Raw genomic sequence first — 16011 nt, 5'->3', positions numbered from 1 at the left:
CTCCGAGAGGAGGCCGCAACCATGCCGGACGACATCTCCCGTACATCGGGGCAGCAGTGGACACGGCAACCGCACATGTCGCAGCACACGTCCTCGCATGCCACACCGCTCACCTCCGACCATTCCTCCGGACCGTCCGCCTTCCCCGCTCCCCACGGACCGGCGGAGGCGGCGTCCGATGACTACCCGGGCCTGCCCGCCCCCGTCGCCTCAGCCCCGACGCTCCGGGTGGTCGTCGCCGACGACAACCCGGTCGTACGAGCCGGCCTGACCGTGCTGCTCCAGGGCCGCCGGGACATCCATGTCGTCGCGGAGGCCGCCGACGGACGCCAGGCCTACGACGCGGCCGTCCAGCACCGGCCGGACGTCGTTCTGCTCGACGTGCGCATGCCCGTCGTCGACGGCATCTCCGCCCTTCCTCACCTGGTCCGCCTCGCGCCGGTGCTGATGATGACCTACAGCCGCGAGAGCGAGATCGTGCACGAGGCCCTGCGCCGCGGCGCGGGCGGCTATCTGGTCCACGGCGAGTTCACGGCGGACCAGCTCGTCGCCGCGGTCCGCGACATCAAGGAGGGCCGGGCCTCGTTCACGTCCTCGGCCTCCAGCGCCCTGCTCGCGGCGGTGCGTGACACCGCCGGGCCCCCGGAGCAGCCGGCCTCACCCCTGCCGGACGGTCTGGGCACGGCGTTCGGCGACCCGGGGCACCAGCCCCAAACGTCTGCAACCGCACACGACACGAGCCGGTTATCTGTCTACACATCATCAACAAATCAGCAGGTTGGCTCAGTTGCACGTAGTTCCATGTCGCAACAATTCGATGGACCCTATTCGCTTTCGCAAGCGAATGTGGCACATTCTTCTGCAGGGTCGGCCCCCTCCGGGGCCGCCCCGGGGCCGGGCTCCGGGGGGTTGCTGACCGAGCTGAGCCAACGGGAGGTGGAAGTGATGGATCTGATCGCGTCGGGCATGACGAATCAGCAGATCGCCGCCACCTGCTTCATCAGCCAGAAGACCGTCAAGAACCACATCAACCGCATCTTCGCCAAGCTCAACGCCGGCAGCCGGGGCGAGGCCATCGCCATCTGGCACGGTGTGGCCCGAAGGGGGCCGGCGAGCCATGGCTGACACGACCGGGACGACGAGCGCGATCGGCGTGACCGGACCCGCGGGTACGGCCGGGACGCCCGGACGTTCGAGGACCCAATCCCTGGAATGGGCCCGCGGCTGGGCCCTGAGGCCCATGCCGAGGGGTGATCTCCCCCCGTACGTTTCTCATGTCGCCAGCGAGACCGGCCAGGAGGGAGCCGGAAGCGCGAGCGGCGCCGAGGGCTCGTACGAGTCGGCCGGCAAGCGGCCGGCCGGACCAGGAGGGGAACACCATGTCGAACATCACTCTCAAGGCCGCGACCAACGCCCGCGTCTACATCGGCAGCTGGGCGAAGACGACCGCCGAGGCGATCCAGCGCCGCGGCGACAAGGGTCAGGGTGCCGTCGAGTACGTGGGTGTGATCGTGCTGGTCGCGCTGATCATCGCGGCTCTGGTGGGCTCGGGCGTGGCGGAGACGATCGCCGACGGCCTGACCCAGCGGGTCGGCGAAATCCTGGGCGGCTGATGCTGCGCAGCTCCCGCGAGAAAGGGCAGGTCGCCCCCGCCTATGTGGTGGTGGTAGCGAGCCTGCTCTTTCTCGCGCTTGCGTTCTTCGCGGTCGGCCAGGCCGGCGCCACACGCAATGGCGCGCAGACCGGCGCCGACGCCGCCGCGCTTGCGGCGGCCAAGCAATCTCGTGACCAGTTCGAGCTGGAGTTGCTGGGCAACCCCAATCCGGCGCTTCTGACGGCGATCTTCAATCTGGGTCAGTTCGGAAGCTTCCGTGGTTGCGAGGCGGCCTACCCCATGGCGCAGCAGAACGACACCGTCGTGAAACCGGGTGGCTGCAGCCCGGCCTTCAACGGCGGTTGGGCCTTCACCGTCGAGGTCGAAACGGATAAGCCGGTCGGGGACACCGTCCTGCCGGGGACCGAGACGAAGAAGGCGACCGCCGAGGCCACGGCCGAACTCACGTCTCGATGCCTCTACAAGCCGGTCCCCAAGCCGCTGGGGACGTTGACGTGCAAGGCGACGGTTCCCTGGCTGGTGGGCGAAGGCCCTCCGCCGGACGGGCCGGACCTCTTCGACATCCGGCTGACCGAGAACTGACCGCGAAACGAACGCAGAAGGAATGACACGCATGAGTATCCGGCACGGAGTGACCACGCGCAGGGCGGCGACCGCCGCTCTCCTCGCGACAGCGCTGACCCTTTCGCTCACCGCCTGCGGCGGGGACGACGGAGGGTCGGCGAAGGACAAGGGGAGCAGTTCGGCGCCTGCCGCCACGGGGAACAGCAAGCCCCAGGACGACGGCGGCAACACCGTGCCGGATACCAGCAAGACGCTGGCAACCATCAACGGCAATGACGGATTCCAGTTCGTCATCCACAGTGCGACCCGGGACCCCGGCGGATTCCTCACAGTAACCGGAAGCCTCAAGAACACGTCAGGTAAGAAGGCCTACGCCCCTGTTGCTTGGAACGGCCAGGAGACCAATGTGCGGCGAACGGGTCGCTCCCTTGGGGGCATGACCCTGGTGGACAAGGCCGAGAAGAAGCGCTATTACGTGCTGCGCGACACCGATGGCTATCCGTTGACCACCACAGGCATTACAGACGTCGATGCGGGGGCCTCCGTTTCCTTCTTCGCCCAGTTCCCGTCACCGCCCGACAAGACCTCCCAGGTCGACATCCAGATCCCCCTGATGCCCACCGCCACGATTGAGATCTCCTGATGACCGCCACCACGTCCCGCTCCCGCAGGGCCGCGGCATCAACGCTCCTCTCGGCCGTGCTCGTCGTCGGCATGCAGTTCACCGCCGCCGGCGGTGCCTGGGCCGACGAGACGCCCGCCCCGGGCACGCCGCCGGGTACCGAGTCGACCTCGCCGCCGCCCGAGGTCGACGGGAACTCACCGGGCCTGAAGCTCCGCGACGGCGCGACCCTCGCGCCCGCCCGGGTGCTCGACATCGTCTCCGTCGTCGAGTCCGAGGGTGGTGAGGAGCGCCGTGAGGAGACCAGCTCCAACCTGAAGTTCGCGCTGCAGGCGGAGGTGCTCTTCGGCAAGGACAGCGCCAAGCTGTCCGGCGCCGCCCATGCACGTATCGCCGAGATCGCGGCCGAGATCCGCAAGCAGGGGGCCAAGAGAGTCCGCGTCTTCGGCTTCACCGACAACCTCGGCTCGGCCGCGCACGGTGACGTGCTGTCCAAGCAGCGGGCGGACGCCGTGCACGGGGTGCTCTCCCAGCAGCTGTCCGGCTCGGGGATCAGCTACGAGATCCGTGGCTACGGCGAGCAGTACCCGATCGCCGACAACAGCAGTGAGGAAGGCCGCAAGAAGAACCGCCGGGTGGAGGTCTCCTTCCCGCGCGGCGAGAGTGGCGCCTCGCAGAGCTGAGCCCGTGTCCGACGCGCCCGATTCTCCCGCGGCTACTCGAAGTCCCGTGGGGGACGTCATGCCCGACGCCCCCACGGACTTCCCGCGTCGAACCGCGCGAAGCAGCGGCAGGCGGAGACCGGACCGGTCGGCGCGGGCGAGGAGAACCGAGCGCGCCGGCCGGCCCACGGCCGTCAGCCGTGGCACGGCAACCGAACCCGGCTTCCCCCGTTTCCCGGTTCCGGCAGGCAGTGTCCCGGTCTTCCTCGCCCTCCCCCGCGCGGTCCGATCCTCCCAGCCTCGTGGCCGTGTTCGCATTGCCGACCATCGGCAATATTTACGTATCCTTGATGCCGGACGTCGTTCGCCGGACGTCAGGGGTCTCTGACCTCCGGAGCCGTCTCTGATCTCCGGCAACAGGAAATCGTCGTCGGCGTGCCGGCGAGCGGGGGGATCGATCATGACGGTGCAGGAGACCGCGACCTATCTGGAGGGGTACGCCGAGGCGCTGACGGGTGCCTGTGCCACCGGCCGGAGGCTCACGCGCGACGAACTGGCCTCACTCCGCGGCCAGGGGGAACGGGCCGCGGAGGCGGGTATCGGGCTGCGCACCATGGTGCACGCCCACCTTGCGGCCGCCCGGGCGATACGGCCGGGACTCACAGGGGCCGCGGCCGACCACCTTCTCGCCGCGGTCGAGCAGGCCGTGGACGCCTTCGCCGAGGGCCACGAGCGGGCGCAGCGTCTCGCGGTGCGCCAGGAGGAGGCGGCCCGCCGTGAGTTCGTCGACGACCTGCTCTACGGGCGCAGTGACCTCGGCCGGCTCGCCGAGCGGGCCGTACGCTTCGGACTGCTGCTCTCCCACGCCCACGCGGTGGCCGTCGCCCAGGGCCAGGAGCCGTACGACGACGGCCATCCCCTCATCCGCCGGATCGAGACCTCGCTCGTCGCCCGCTTCGGGGACCGGCGCATCCTCCTGACCACGAAGGACGGCCGGTTGATCTGCATCGCGCCCGGCGACCAGTCCGATGTGCTCAACCACTTCGCCAAGCAGGCGTACGGGGCGACGGGCGGCGGCCGGGTGGCCGTGGGACGTCCCCACCCGGGCGCGGGCGGGGTGGTCCACTCCTACGAGGAGGCGCTGAACGCCCTGGATCTGGCCGACCGCATGGGCCTGGACGATCCGGTGCTGCTGGCCTCGGACCTGCTGGTGTACCCGGTGCTGACCCGCGACCGGCAGGCGATGGCCGACCTCGTGCTCAGCGTCCTCGGTCCGCTCAGGGACGCCCGCGGTGGGGCTCTGCCATTGCTCGACACGCTCACGGCGTACTTCGACGCGGGTTGTGTGGCGGCCGAGGCGGCCCGCCGGCTCAACCTCAGCGTGCGGGCGCTGACGTACCGGCTCGACCGCATCCACAGGCTGACCGGCGCGGATCCGGGCGAACCCGTGCACCGCTACACCCTGCAGACGGCGGTCATCGGAGCACGTCTGCTCGACTGGCCGCGCCGGGAGGTCTGAGACGTCGGAAGGCTCACCGATCTCGGCGGCCGGGACGGACTCCGACTCAGGATCGCTCGGCCGATCAGCGACCCTGCGCCAGGCAGTCCGAAGACCGCTCCACCAGCCATGGAACGCCGCCCGGTACGCCGTGGGCGTGGTGCCGACGTGCTTGGAGAAGTGGTGCCGGAGAGTCTCCGGTGAGCCGAGTCCGGACGCCCCGGCGACCCGGCTCATGGGAAGATCGTCGTCTCCAGCAGTTCCCTCGCCCGTTGCAACCGCCGTCCGAGCAGCCACTGCAGCGGGGTCGTGCCGGTCTGGGCGCGGAACCGGCGTATGAGGGTGCGTGAGCTCATCGCGGGCTGGGCGGCGATCTCCGCGACGGTGAGGGGCCGTTCGAGGTCCTCCTGCATCCAGCGCAGTGTCGGCCCCAGATCGTCGGAGTCCGGCACGGGATCGGGGTACTCGATGAACTGGGTCTGCACACCCGCGCGCTGAGCGATCGTGACGATCAGCCGGGCGGTTCGGGAGGCCGTCGCCGCGCCGAGGTGGCTGCGCACCATGTGTGGCGAGGATCGCGACTGTGTGCATGTCGGCCGAACTCACGCACCCGGTGCGCCGCCTCGGGTGGGTTCAGGGCCCAGTCGGACGTGCTTGCGGACTTTGGGTCCACGGGCCCATGACCGTTCCCCCGGGCGCCCCTAGCCTCCCGAGTATGGCTGCAACCGGTGGGGGAACGGCGGGAGTTGCGCCCACGGGCGCTTCCGGAGGGATGGGTGCGGGGGTGTGGCCGCCCGTCCGGGGGAACGGCCGGCAGCCCATGCCGCGGGCCGTGCGGGCCGTGCTCGTACTGCTGCACGCGCTGTTCGGGCTCACGCTGCTGGGGGCTCTCGGTCTGCTCGTGACGGCCGCGGCCGTGGACGGGGTCGACGGGGAGTTCCTCGGCCTTCTGGTGTACGCCGCCGCTCCGGGCGTGGCCGGATTCCTGCTCGCGCTGCGGGTGTGGACCGGTGGTGTGTGGGTGCGGCGGGCGCTGCTCGCGGTGCAGGCGTGGCTGCTCCTCGGGGCGTTGAGCGCACTCTTCGACGGCAGTGGCCGGGGGCTGACCCAACTGCTCGTCCCCGTCGCCGTGATCGTGCTGTTGTTCCGGCCGTCGGTGCGCGAGTGGTTCCTCGTGCCCGGTACGAACCGGGTCGAGCGGCGGCCCCTGAAGCTCGCCCGCCTCATCAAGTGGCGCCGGGACGGCGGCCAGACGGCCACCGAGTACGTCGGGCTCATCGTGCTCGTCGCGGCCATCGTCGTCGGCCTGGTCGCGACCGGGGTCGGCGGACAGATCGCCGGAGGACTCCGGTCCGCTGTCTGCGAGATCACCGGCACGGCGTGCGGGGGTGGCGACGGCGGCCCGGCGGACGTCGAGGCCGGCACCGGCACCGGCACCGGCACCGGCACCGGCACCGGCACCGGGGACGACAACGCGGGCACGGACGGCGGTACGGGCACCACGGGCGGTACGGGTGCCACGGGCGGTACGGACGGCGGTACGGGCACCACGGGTGCCACAGGCGGCACGGACGGCGGCACGGGTGCCACGGGCGGCACGGACGGCGGTACGGGAACCACGGGCACCACGGGTGCCACAGGCGGCACAGGCGGCACAGGCGGTACCGGCGGCGGCACCGGCGGGCCCCAGGACGACACCGGCGGGACCGGGACGGCCGACGAGGCCGTCTACGACGAGGACGACGAGACCGACGAGACGGGCGAGCCGGGGGTGCCGGACGACGGTCTCGACGACCTCGACGACCTCGACGACCTCGACGACGGCGGGGACGGCGGAGACGACGGAAACGGTGAGGGCGACGGCGAGAGCTGCACCTCCGGGGTCGGCGCCTTCCTCTCCTGCGGTGCCGAGCAGGTCGGCGGCTTCTTCGAGGGCGTCGTCGTGGACGGCCTCTGGGGCGACATCACGGGCACGTTCGAGACGATCCTCGACCCCGGCAAGGCCTGGGAAGGCATCAAGGACTACGGATCCCAGCTCGGCGACCAGTGGGTCGAGGACAGTGCGGGGGCGGGCGACAAGTGGTCCAAGGGCGACTACCTGGGCGCCCTCTGGGACTGGGGCTCGGCCTCGGTCAACACCGGGGTGACCGTCCTCGACGACGTGTTCGTCGGGGACGAGGTCCGCGACATGTGGAACCGGGGCGACGAGGGACAGGCCGTCGGCACGGTCCTCTGGAACGTCGGATCCCTCTTCATTCCGGGCTACGGCGAGGCGAAGCTCGTCGGCAAACTGGGCAAACTGGGCAAGCTCGGGAAACTGGGCAAGGTCGGCGAGCTCGCACGGAAGGCATCCGAGGCGGCGGCGAAGGCCCGTAAGGCGGCCAAGGCCGGCGATGTCGAGGGGGCCGAGCAGGCCGCCAAGGAGGCCCAGCAGCACGCCGACGAAGCCGCCAGGGACGCGGGACTCACCGGCTGCACCATCGGGATGGGCGCGCGCGTGCGCATCCCCTACGGCGGCGGGCCGGGCGTCCCCGGCAGCGGTACGGGTGTGGTCGCGGGCCGGAGCGGCGCCGTACCGGTCGCGCTGTTCGCCGGCAAGTGCGACGAGGTCGACCCGGAGAAGAAGCAGGCCGCCGAGGAGGCGGCGAAGCAGGCGGAGGAGGCGAAGAGGGCGGCCGCCGCGGCGAAGCGGAAGGCGGGGCTCGAGAGGGCGCAGCAGCAGCCGAAGCCGTCCTGGTACGAGAACCTCACCAACCCCCGCGCCGGGACCAAGGACGGCGGCGACGGGAAGTGGGAGCGCATCAAGCCCGCCCTTTTCAGCTACGAATCCGAGATGGGTGCGCGTTACCAGGAGCAGATCTCCGGAGTGAACCGCGGCAAGGAGTACCAGGTCCCCCTCGACAAACTCGACGGCAAGCCCGTCAATTTCGACGGGTGGGACTCCGCGAAGGGGACCTATATCGAGGCGAAGTACGGCTACCGCAATCCGAAGTACTACGACGCCGAAGTGGGGGAGCTTAAGCTCGACATCGCCAACCGCTGGGCCAAGCAGGCGCAGCGGCAGGTGGACGCGGCCCGAGGGAAGCCGGTTGTATGGCACTTTTCCGATCCGGAGGTGGCTGAGGCCGCACGGGAGATGTTTGAGGAGAGGCGTATCAAGGTTAAGGTTGAGCACACGGCGGATGACGTTGTGGGCACAAGCTGAGGGAAGAGGGAGAGCGAAGGTGCTGTACGTCGTGGTCAACGGGGGATGGGGGAGGCGGCAGGAGAGCGTTGTCCAGATCGCTGAGCGCTGGGTGGAAAGCCTGTCGGCCTTGGCTGATTTGAATGATGCGGCTTTCACCGGCTGGCTCGAGGCAGTCGACGATATTTCCACTGCGCCGCGTATGCCGCTGTCGGTGGCTGCGCTCTCCGAGTACCTGAAGAGGGAGAACCCGGAGTCCGACGTGGACCGTATTGGCTACACGACATCCCTGGTGACTAACAATCCCGGGATGCCTCGTGTGACATTTTCGATTCATGCAGGTGGTACTTCGGAGTGGGTGACGAATTCGGTTGCTCTGTCGTTCCGATCGCGCAAGCTGGATGAATCCGTGCCGACTGTGGGTCGCTCCTCGGAGGTGCTGCGAATTCTCGCCGACGCCTGGGACATCGACACGGGGCAGGCCTACGGCCGTGCCCAGTACGATGCGGTGCGAGATGAGTTCGGTCTCGATAATTCAGCCCCCCGCTGCGGCCGATCGGTGTACTTGTCTGCGAAACGCGCGGGCCTGGCTCCGGAGGGATTTCCCGGTACTTATGTACGCACGGCACACGGCGGGCTGATCATCGATCTCACTCGGGACGGAGCTGAGGAGCCCGACATCGAGACGATCATCGAGACCAACCGGGTCCTCCGGTCCGCCGGGGCCCTGGAGGAGTTGCCCGTGCCGTACGACCGCGCCAAGTGGTGACCCCGCCCGCGCCGGCCGTCCCGGCACCGTGAGCGCGGTCACTTCCGCCCAGCGGTGATAATCGGGCGCATGTCCGACCAGCCCGATCCCGAGCCGCGGGGCTCCCGTCCGCGCAGGGTGCCCGTCCCGCCCGGGGTCCGCGCTGCCGCCCCCGCACTCCTGGGCTACGCGGCCGTCCGGGTGTTGGGGATGGCGATCCTCGCGGTGGCCGCTGCGGTGCAGGGCAAGGACGCCCTGCACCGGTTGAACGGGCGCTGGGACTCGGTCTGGTACGTCCGGGTCGCGGAGAACGGATACGGGTACGACGTGACGCTGCCCGACGGCAGTGTCCACTCCGATCTGGCCTTCTTCCCGCTGCTGCCCGCGCTGGAGCGGGCGGTCTCCGAGGTGCTGCCGGTCTCCGCCGCCACGGCGGGACTGGTGATCGGCTGGATCGCGGCGTTCGCCGCCGCCTGGGGTGTCTACGCCGTCGGGGCGCATGTGGCGGGGCAGCGGGCCGGGGTGCTGCTGGCGGTGCTGTGGGGCGTGTACCCGACCGCTTTCGTGCAGTCGATGGCGTACACCGAGACGCTGTTCACCGCGCTGGCCGCCTGGTCGCTGTACGCCGTGCTGACCGACCGCTGGATCACCGCGGGGACGCTCTGCGCGCTGGCCGGGCTCACCCGGCCCTCGGCCGCCGCGCTCGTCGCCGCCCTCGGGGTCACCGGTCTCGTACGGCTGTTCAGGAGGGACCTGACCCGGCGGACGGTCGTGGGCGTGGTCGTCGCGCCGCTCGGATGGCTGGGGTACGTCGTCTTCGTGGCCGTGCGCCAGGGCAGCCCCACGGCGTACTTCGAGGTACAGGCCGCGTGGGGGAACAACATCGACGGCGGGGTCGCACTCGCCCGCTTCGTCGGCGCGCAGCTGAGCGGACCCACCCCGCTCGCCGGCGTCGGCCTCGTCGCCGCGATCGGGCTGCTCTCGTGGGTGGTGTGGCTCTGCGTGAAGCAGCGCCAGCCGCTGCCGCTGCTGGTGTACGGAGCGGGGATCGTCGTCATCTCACTGATCGGCGCCGCGTACTTCGGCTCCCGCCCACGCCTGATCATGCCCGCCTTCCCGCTGCTGCTGCCCGCGGCGGTCGCCCTCGCGCGGCCGGCCCGCCGGACGACGGCCGCGGTGGTGGTGGCGCTGCTCGCCGTCGCCTCGGGGGCGTACGGGGCGTTCACGCTGCTCGGTTCGGGACCGCCCTGAGCCCGTGTCTGCCGGCCCCGGAATGACGCCCCACGGGTCAGGCCCCGCGCCCCGGCCCGCCGATCGCGAGCCGGACCCCCGGCCGCACGCCCCACTGCGCCATCGCCCCCGCCTCGGCCTCCAGGACATGACGGCTGCGCAGCCTCGGCAGCCCGAGCCGCCCCGGGCGCATCGTGTGGACGTCGAGGACGCGCAGTTCCCTGTCGAGGTACGCCACGTCGATGGCGAAGCGCATCCGGAAGGTGTGCACGCTCGTGCACGGCGTCAGCATGAGCGCGCCGTCCAGGCCGTCACGGCCCAGCAGACCTCGGTACCGCGCCCCGTACGACGCGGCGACCAGCAGCTCGACCGGGTCCTCCCGGCCGGGGACCGTCAGTGTGCCCTTGCCGTCCTGCCATCCGCCCATGTGCCCTGACCGTAGCGGGAGTCGGGCCGTCGTGGGCCCCGGATGCCGGGGAGTGGGCCCGTGGGCCCATGACCCCGGGGCCTCGCGGTCCTAGGGTCGGACCGTGGAGTACGCGTACGTCACGCTGATCGCCGCCGCCGCCCTGTGGGGGGCCGCGGCCGGGGTACTCGTGCCGCGCCCCGCCTACCGGATGTCCGTCGAGCCGGAGGAGGCGTGGCGGGACGCCTGTCCCACCGGCCATCCGATCACCGGGCCCGCGCAGGGCTGGCTGGGGACGGCACGCTGCGCCGGCTGCGCGGTGCCGCCCGCGCCCGTCGCCGCAGGGGCGGCTCCCGGGACCGGCGCGCACGAAGTGCCGGGCGAGCAGAGGGCAGCGGACCGGCCGGGCGTGGCCGGGCGTGGCGGCGGGGGGGAGTCGGCAGCCGTGGACGAGCGGGGCGGCACGCGAGAGCCGGCAGCCGTGGCCGGGCGTGGCGGCGGGGGGAAGTCGCCAGCCGTGGACGAGTCGGGAGGCAGGGGCGCGCCCGTTGTCGCCGTCCGGGAGCCCGTCCCGTACCGGCCGTCGTCCGTCGTGCCCGCGCTCACCGCCCTCGCCTGCGCCGCGCTCGCCGCGGCCGTCGGGCCCCGCCCGGAGCTGGCCGTATGGCTGCTGCTCGCGCCCGTGGCCGTACTGCTCGCCCTCGTCGACCGCAACGTCCACCGGCTCCCGGACCAGTTGACGCTGCCGCTTGCCGCCGCGGCGGCCGTGCTGCTCGGTGGTGCGGCACTGCTCCCCGGTGCCGGGGGATCGTGGCCGGTCGCTCTGCTCGGAGGACTCGTGCTCGGTGCCGCGTACCTCGTGCTCTTCCTCGTGAACCCGAACGGCATGGGCTTCGGCGATGTGAAGCTGGCCCTGTCGCTCGGTGTGGCGCTCGGCTGGTACGGCTGGGGGGTGCTGTTCGTCGGCGCCTTCGCGGGCTTCCTGCTGGGCGCGCTCTACGGGCTCTGCCTCGTCGTCCTCCGCGGGGCGGGGCGCGGGACGGCGATTCCCTTCGGGCCGTTCATGATCTCCGGCACGCTGATCGCGCTGCTGCTGGGGGCGTTGTCCGTTTAGCCCCCACCAGCTCAACCCCGATCTGCTCAGTCCCGCCCTGCTCAGTCCCGCCCCGCGGGGCCGACCGACCCCTCGGCGCGGCCGCCACGGCGTCGCGATGCGCGCCGTGGACGGCACGGGCGGTGGCCGGACCCCGGTCGGGCCCCACGTACGGGGACGTGTCCTCGTGCCCCGTGACGCGCCGAAGGCCGGCCGGCGTCGTCCGTGGGGAGCGAACCCGATATCCGCGCTGACCGCCACGAGTTCCACGGGTGACCGCCACGAGGGGGAGATCCCAGGCCATGTGGACGGCGCTATGAGTGACGCCGTCTAGCATGCGGACGTATGCGGACATTCTTTGACAATCTAACGGTCTTGCGTACGCAGACGAAGCCGCTTCCGGCTTCCGCGGGCGCCCGGCCGGCGGAAGGTCCCGCCGTCGCCCTCCTCCCCTGGGGTTGGGCGGCGGTCCTGTCCCTGCTCTACGCGACCGTCGCCGTGCGCCGCCACCAACTCCTGCGCACCACGGGGTACGACCTCGGCATCTTCGAGCAGGCCGTACGTGCCTACGCCCAACTCCAGGCCCCCGTCGTCCCGTTGCGCGGCGACGGCTTCAATCTGCTCGGCGACCACTTCCACCCGCTGATCGCCGTGCTCGCCCCGCTCTACGGGCTCTGGCCGTCCCCGCTCTGTCTGCTCCTGGCCCAGTCCGTCCTCCTCGCCGCGGCCGTGGTGCCGCTCGCCCGCTGGGCGGTGCGGACGCTCGGCCGCCGCGCCGCGCACGTCGTCGCCTTCGGATACGGCGCGAGCTGGGGCATCGCCTCGGCGGCCGCCTTCGACTTCCATGAAGTGGCCCTCGCCGTACCGCTCCTGGCCTTCGCCCTCGAGGCGCTCGGCCGGCGACGTTGGGGGCGGGCCGTCGTCTGGGCCGCGCCCCTGCTCCTGATCAAGGAGGATCTGGGGCTGACCCTCGCTGCGGTCGGCGCGTACGTGGCCTGGAAGGGGCCCCGGAGGCTGGGGATCGCGACGGCCGCGGCCGGGCTCGTCGGCAGCGCGATCGAGATCAAGCTGCTGCTGCCCGCCTTCAACCCCGGCGGCGGGTACGCGCACGGGGGCAACCTCACCGACGGGCACGGCTCGCTCCTCGCCACGATGGCCTTCGCACCGCTCGACGCGCTCCGTCCGGACGTGAAGGCCATGACGCTCGTGCTCGTCTTCGCCCCGAGCGCCCTGCTCGCCCTGCGGTCGCCGCTGTCGCTGATCGCCGTGCCGACGCTCGCGTGGCGGATGCTGTCGGAGAACGCCTTCCACTGGGGGACCGCCTTCCACTACAGCGCCGTCCTGATGCCGGTGGTCTTCGCCGGGCTCGTCGACGCCCTCGGCCGCTACCGGCAGGCCCGCGATCCGCTCGCGGCGCGCCATGTCCGGGCCTCTCTGGTCACGGTCCTGGCCGTGACGGTGGTCATGCTGCCGTCCTTCCCGCTCGCCCAGCTGGCGCAGCGGGCCACCTGGCGCACGACCTCCCACGTCGAGGCCGCCCGCGCGCTGCTCCAGCGGATTCCGGACGGGGCGACGGTGGCCGCCTCCAACCGGCTCGTCCCCCAGCTCACCTCCCGGTGCGACGTCGTGCTCTTCCCGACCTGGCCCGTCGAAGGGCATCTGTACGAGTACGACCGGAAACGGCTGCCCAGGCCCACCGCGGAATGGATCATCCACGACGCGGAGGCCCCGGAGGCGTGGCCGTACAAGACGGGACACTGGCCGTATCCGCCGGAGCAGCAGCAGGCCGAACTCGACGCGGCGCAGCGGGCGTACGGCTACGAGCGCGTCGCGGCGCGCGACGGCATCACGCTGCTGAGGCGCGCGGTGAGGCTCGGCCGCCAGGATCCGCCGCTCGCCCACCGCCGCCCGCCGCCCACTGCCGCCCGCCGCCCTCCTCGCCGGGTCCGCCGCCCGCGCGCCCCTTTCTCCCTCGGCCGCGTCAACCGGGTGCCTCACCCCCGGGTCCCCCGTGGGGAGTACGGCCGAGGCCGGGCGCGACGGCCTGACACGGCCCCTGCCCAGGCTCTTTCCCCTTTCGCACCGCAGTCGAACGATTTCGGAGAGTAGTGACCGCATGCCGCGGCACGCGTCTGCCTTCACGAAGGGTTATGGTGGAAACCCCCCCTCGGGCCGGTCCGTATCCCCCCCACGGACCGGCCCGTTTTCTCTGCCCGCGGAGACCGGGGCGCCGGGTCAGCTGCGACCGGCCCAGATGTTCGTCCCGGCGGTGTCCACGGCGAAGACGTCGATCTCCTTCAACTCCTCGTCGGTGAGAGGTGCGGCCTGCAGTGCGGCCAGGTTCTCCTCCAACTGCCCGACGCTGCTCGCGCCGATCAGCGCCGAGGTCATCCGGTCGTCGCGCAGCACCCAGCTGAGCGCCAGCTGGGCCAGCGACTGGCCGCGCCGCTGGGCGATCTCGTTCAGGCCCTGCAGCCGCCGCAGCACCTCGTCGGAGAGCAGGTCCGGGTCGAGGGACTTGCCCTGCGTCGCCCGCGAGCCCGCCGGGATGCCGGTGAGGTACTTGCCGGTGAGGAGCCCCTGGGCGAGCGGCGCGAAGGAGATGCAGCCCATGCCGGCGGCCTCGAGCGTGTCGAGGAGCCCGTCGTCCTCGGTCCAGCGGTTGATCATCGAGTAGGACGGCTGGTGGATGAGGGCCGGGACGCCCATCTCCCTCAGCAGCCCGGCCGCCTCTGCGGTCTGCTCGGCGTTGTAGGAGGACACGCCCGCGTAGAGCGCCTTGCCCTGCTGGACGGCGGACGCCAGGGCGCCCATCGTCTCCTCCAGCGGGGTGTGCGGGTCGAAGCGGTGCGAGTAGAAGATGTCGACGTAGTCCAGCCCCATCCTCTTCAGGGAGGCGTCCAGTGAGGACATCAGGTACTTGCGGGAGCCCCATTCGCCGTAGGGGCCGGGGTGCATCAGATAGCCGGCCTTGGTGGAAATGATGAGTTCATCCCGGTACGGGGCGAAGTCCTGGGCGAACAGTTTGCCGAAGTTCAGCTCGGCGGAGCCGGGGGGCGGCCCGTAGTTGTTCGCCAGGTCGAAGTGCGTCACGCCGAGGTCGAAGGCGCGGCGCAGGATCGCCCGCTGCGAGGCGAGCGTGCGGTCGTCGCCGAAGTTGTGCCAGAGGCCGAGGGAGATCGCGGGGAGCTTGAGTCCGCTGCGGCCGGTGCGGCGGTACTCCATCGAGTCGTAGCGGTTCTCGGCTGCACGGTAATAGGGGGAGTCGTTCACGCTTCCCTCCCTATCACGGACTTGTGACAGACCGGGTTGGGTGCGTTCGGCCGCTCCGCAGTAGTGTGACGGGCGTCGGGGGTCAGCCACAGCACGGAGGGGTTAAGGACTGTGAACCTGCGCGACCTGGTGTACGGGCTCTACGCACGCCGGGTGGAGGGCCGCCTCGACCACGCCCAGGTGCCCAAGCACATCGGCGTCATCCTGGACGGCAACCGCCGCTGGGCGAAGGCGTCGGGCGGCACGGCCGCGGAGGGACACCAGGCCGGGGCCGACAAGATCTCCGAGCTGCTGGGCTGGTGCGCCGAGACCGATGTCGAGGTCGTCACCCTCTGGATGCTGTCCACGGACAACTTCGACCGTCCGGAGGAGGAGCTGCGCCCGCTGCTCGGCATCATCGAGAACACCGTGCGCAATCTGGCCGCCGACGGCCGGTGGCGGGTGCACCACGTGGGGACCATGGACCTGCTTCCCGCCAGGACCCAGTCCGTCCTCAAGGAGGCCGAGCAGTCGACGGTCGGCGTCGACGGGATACTGGTCAACGTCGCGGTCGGCTACGGCGGCCGTCAGGAGATCGCGGACGCGGTGCGCTCCCTGCTGAACGAGCACGCGGCCAAGGGGACGACCTTCGAGGAGCTCGCGGAGATCGTCGACACCGACATGATCGCGTCCCATCTCTACACGCGCGGACAACCCGACCCCGACCTGGTGATCCGCACGAGCGGCGAGCAGCGACTGTCGGGTTTCATGCTCTGGCAGAGCGCCCACTCCGAGTACTACTTCTGCGAGGTCTTCTGGCCGGCCTTCCGCAAGGTCGACTTCCTCCGAGCCCTCCGCGACTACGCGGCACGCCACCGCCGCTACGGCGCCTGAGCTCGGGCCGCCCCGCCGGAGACCGTCCGGGGGCTGGTCCGCTCGCCCGGGAACGGTCCGCACCCGGTCGCGCCGCCGTCCGAGGGCGGTGCGCCCCCGTTCGCGGGTGGTCCCGGGCGGCGGTCCCCGTTCGAGTGGGTGCGGCCCCCACCGAGGCGGGTTTCGCGGGCGGGTGGCGGGATCTTGACGACCGGTCGCACGTCCGGCCCGGGAGCAAGGGGCCGATCGGGTGACGTTCGCGCG

Annotated in this window: 15 protein-coding genes; 12 read left to right on the top strand and 3 right to left on the bottom strand. The window is 71.3% G+C overall.

The features are described 5' to 3' along the window. Nucleotides 1-21 precede the first annotated feature (21 nt). The 6 genes from O7595_RS11760 (at nucleotide 22) to O7595_RS11735 (ending at nucleotide 4982) form a co-directional block, all read left to right on the top strand. A complete protein-coding gene (locus tag O7595_RS11760; protein ID WP_269728670.1) occupies nucleotides 22-1125 on the top strand; it encodes a response regulator transcription factor in 1104 nt (367 codons plus the stop codon). 254 nt (nucleotides 1126-1379) lie between these two features. Beyond that, nucleotides 1380-1613 (top strand): hypothetical protein, encoded by a 234-nt coding sequence (locus O7595_RS11755; RefSeq protein WP_269728669.1) that lies wholly within the window; start codon nucleotides 1380-1382, stop codon nucleotides 1611-1613. Further along, nucleotides 1613-2197 carry a pilus assembly protein TadG-related protein gene (locus O7595_RS11750; RefSeq protein WP_269728668.1) on the top strand — a complete coding sequence of 195 codons (585 nt, stop codon included), beginning with the start codon at nucleotides 1613-1615 and terminating at the stop codon, nucleotides 2195-2197. The genes O7595_RS11755 and O7595_RS11750 overlap by 1 nt, the downstream gene beginning before the upstream one ends. A gap of 31 nt (nucleotides 2198-2228) precedes the next feature. Further along, nucleotides 2229-2822 (top strand): hypothetical protein, encoded by a 594-nt coding sequence (locus O7595_RS11745; RefSeq protein WP_269728667.1) that lies wholly within the window; start codon nucleotides 2229-2231, stop codon nucleotides 2820-2822. Then, a complete protein-coding gene (locus tag O7595_RS11740; protein ID WP_443071599.1) occupies nucleotides 2822-3484 on the top strand; it encodes an OmpA family protein in 663 nt (220 codons plus the stop codon). Before O7595_RS11745 ends, O7595_RS11740 begins: the two co-directional genes overlap by 1 nt. Nucleotides 3485-3923: 439 nt before the next feature. Next, nucleotides 3924-4982, top strand: a complete 1059-nt coding sequence (locus O7595_RS11735; RefSeq protein ID WP_269728666.1) for a PucR family transcriptional regulator — start codon at nucleotides 3924-3926, stop codon at nucleotides 4980-4982. A 212-nt stretch (nucleotides 4983-5194) separates the two neighbouring features. Here O7595_RS11735 and O7595_RS11730 read toward each other — a convergent pair whose 3' ends face one another. Next, entirely contained in the window at nucleotides 5195-5524 is a 330-nt protein-coding gene (locus tag O7595_RS11730; RefSeq protein ID WP_269728665.1) for an AraC family transcriptional regulator, read from the bottom strand. A gap of 257 nt (nucleotides 5525-5781) precedes the next feature. Here O7595_RS11730 and O7595_RS11725 point away from each other — a divergent pair, with 257 nt between their 5' ends. The 3 genes from O7595_RS11725 to O7595_RS11715 all read left to right on the top strand — a co-directional run bounded on the left by O7595_RS11725 (nucleotide 5782) and on the right by O7595_RS11715 (nucleotide 10144). Continuing rightward, entirely contained in the window at nucleotides 5782-8166 is a 2385-nt protein-coding gene (locus O7595_RS11725; RefSeq protein ID WP_269728664.1) for a Tox-REase-5 domain-containing protein, read from the top strand. 19 nt (nucleotides 8167-8185) lie between these two features. Continuing rightward, the gene (locus O7595_RS11720; protein ID WP_269728663.1) at nucleotides 8186-8914 is read left to right on the top strand and encodes an Imm52 family immunity protein; all 729 of its coding nucleotides are present in this window, start codon (nucleotides 8186-8188) and stop codon (nucleotides 8912-8914) included. Nucleotides 8915-8983: 69 nt separating this feature from the next. Then, nucleotides 8984-10144, top strand: a complete 1161-nt coding sequence (locus O7595_RS11715) for a mannosyltransferase family protein (protein ID WP_269728662.1) — start codon at nucleotides 8984-8986, stop codon at nucleotides 10142-10144. Nucleotides 10145-10181: 37 nt separating this feature from the next. Here the strand turns inward: O7595_RS11715 and O7595_RS11710 are convergent, their stop codons facing one another. Further along, nucleotides 10182-10550, bottom strand: a complete 369-nt coding sequence (locus O7595_RS11710; protein WP_269728661.1) for a DUF192 domain-containing protein — start codon at nucleotides 10548-10550, stop codon at nucleotides 10182-10184. Between the two features lie 103 nt (nucleotides 10551-10653). Here O7595_RS11710 and O7595_RS11705 point away from each other — a divergent pair, with 103 nt between their 5' ends. Next, entirely contained in the window at nucleotides 10654-11643 is a 990-nt protein-coding gene (locus O7595_RS11705; RefSeq protein WP_269728660.1) for a prepilin peptidase, read from the top strand. 354 nt (nucleotides 11644-11997) lie between these two features. Next, entirely contained in the window at nucleotides 11998-13731 is a 1734-nt protein-coding gene (locus O7595_RS11700) for a DUF2079 domain-containing protein (RefSeq protein ID WP_269728659.1), read from the top strand. A 126-nt stretch (nucleotides 13732-13857) separates the two neighbouring features. Here O7595_RS11700 and mgrA read toward each other — a convergent pair whose 3' ends face one another. After that, nucleotides 13858-14895 carry an L-glyceraldehyde 3-phosphate reductase gene (mgrA, locus tag O7595_RS11695; RefSeq protein WP_269728658.1) on the bottom strand — a complete coding sequence of 346 codons (1038 nt, stop codon included), beginning with the start codon at nucleotides 14893-14895 and terminating at the stop codon, nucleotides 13858-13860. Nucleotides 14896-15006: 111 nt separating this feature from the next. Here mgrA and O7595_RS11690 point away from each other — a divergent pair, with 111 nt between their 5' ends. Beyond that, nucleotides 15007-15768, top strand: coding sequence for an isoprenyl transferase (locus tag O7595_RS11690; RefSeq protein WP_269728657.1), 762 nt, complete (start codon nucleotides 15007-15009; stop codon nucleotides 15766-15768). The last annotated feature ends 243 nt before the right edge of the window (nucleotides 15769-16011 follow it).

Source organism: Streptomyces sp. WMMC940 (assembly GCF_027460265.1).
Classification (GTDB): domain Bacteria; phylum Actinomycetota; class Actinomycetes; order Streptomycetales; family Streptomycetaceae; genus Streptomyces.
The sequence above is the reverse complement of the archived record's forward strand: the minus strand, read 5'-3'. Positions and strand labels throughout refer to the sequence as shown.